This window comes from Halorubrum halophilum (genome assembly GCF_000739595.1).
Classification (GTDB): domain Archaea; phylum Halobacteriota; class Halobacteria; order Halobacteriales; family Haloferacaceae; genus Halorubrum; species Halorubrum halophilum.
In genome coordinates this window covers 1-1,395 of the sequence record NZ_BBJP01000088.1, presented here as the reverse complement: position 1 = coordinate 1,395, position 1,395 = coordinate 1, and the positions used below count along the sequence as shown (strand labels likewise).

Annotated in this window: 1 rRNA gene; it reads right to left on the bottom strand. The window is 59.3% G+C overall.

The features are described from left to right. Positions 1-106: 106 nt before the first annotated feature. Positions 107-1,395: ribosomal RNA gene (locus tag ACP96_RS17045) — 16S ribosomal RNA — on the bottom strand; the annotation flags it as partial.

Genomic DNA, 1,395 nt, shown 5'->3' with positions numbered 1-1,395 from the left:
AAGTAGATGTGTATCTGGCCGGCAACCACGAGCCGGGCATGAGTAGTGACCGTCTTGGAGGACGGTCGTAAGGTGAGCTGGCGCAAGAGGGGGTGTGTCGGGTCGGTGGAGGTGATCCAGCCGCAGATTCCCCTACGGCTACCTTGTTACGACTTAAGCCCCCTTGCGAAGCCCAGATTCGACACGTGTAACGCGCCTCATCCGGACCTCACTCGGGTGCTTTGACGGGCGGTGTGTGCAAGGAGCAGGGACGTATTCACCGCGCGCTTATGACACGCGATTACTACCGAATCCAGCTTCATGTGGGCGAGTTGCAGCCCACAATCCGAACTACGATCGAGTTTCTGAGATTACCGTCTCCTTTCGGAGTTGGAACCCTTTGTCTCGACCATTGTAGCCCGCGTGTTGCCCAGCACATTCGGGGCATACTGACCTACCGTTGCCCGTTCCTTCCTCCGTGTTGGCCACGGCGGTCTCCCTACTGTCCCCAGCCGCTTCACAGCGCTGCTGGCAAGTAAGGATGCGGGTCTCGCTCGTTGCCTGACTTAACAGGACGCCTCACGGTACGAGCTGACGGCGGCCATGCACCTCCTCTCTGAAACTCGGATAAGGTCATCAACCTGATCGTCATTATTACAGTCGATGCTGGTGAGATGTCCGGCGTTGAGTCCAATTAAACCGCAGGCTCCTCCGGTTGTAGTGCTCCCCCGCCAATTCCTTTAAGTTTCATCCTTGCGGACGTACTTCCCAGGCGGTCTGTTTAGCGGCTTCCCTACGGCACAGCACCCACTCGTAGTGGGAGCCACACCTAACAGACATTGTTTACGGCCAGGACTACCCGGGTATCTAATCCGGTTCGAGACCCTGGCTTTCGTCCCTCACTGTCGGATCCGTCCTCGCGACGTGCTTTCGCCATCGGCGGTCCGTCCAGGATTACGGGATTTCACTCCTACCCCGGACGTACCCGTCGCGCCTTCCGGTCCCAAGCCACACAGTTTCCACCGGACGCCCACCCGTTGGGCGGGTGGATTTTCCGATGGACTTGTGCGGCCAGCTACGGACGCTTTAGGCCCAATAAGATCGGCCATCACTCGGGCTGCCGGTATTACCGCGGCGGCTGGCACCGGTCTTGCCCAGCCCTTATTCGTCCACCTCCCTACGGTGGACAAAAGCGCAGGCTCTATGCCTGCGCACTTGGGATTCCCTTATCGCACTGTCGTGCAGTGTAAAGGTTTCGCGCCTGCTGCGCCCCGTAGGGCCCGGAATCTTGTCTCAGATTCCGTCTCCGGGTTCTCACTCTCATGACCCGTACCGATTATTGGCACGGTGGGCCGTTACCCCACCGTCTACCTAATCGGCCGCAGCCACATCCTTCGGCGCCGGAGCGTTTGGCAC